At 48.4% G+C, this 256-nt stretch carries 1 pseudogene; it reads left to right on the forward strand.

Annotated features, from left to right (window positions below):
* Nucleotides 1-256 (forward strand): annotated as a pseudogene (locus BCT81_RS02985) (energy-dependent translational throttle protein EttA); the annotation flags it as partial.

Genomic DNA, 256 nt, shown 5'->3' on the forward strand with positions numbered 1-256 from the left:
AAAAACGGTTCGTGAAATCGTAGAAGAAGCGGTTTCTGATGTTGCTGATGCACTTAAACGTATCGACGCAGTTTACGCGGCTTATGCTGAACCAGATGCAGATTTCGATGCACTAGCAAAAGAGCAAGGCGAACTAGAAGCGCTTATCCAAGCAAAAGATGGTCACAACCTAGAAGCAGCTCTAGAGCGCGCTGCAGACGCACTTCGTCTTCCTGAGTGGGACGCTAAGATTGAACACCTTTCTGGTGGTGAGCGT

This window comes from Vibrio sp. 10N.261.52.A1 (assembly GCF_002876325.1).
GTDB lineage: Bacteria > Pseudomonadota > Gammaproteobacteria > Enterobacterales > Vibrionaceae > Vibrio > Vibrio chagasii.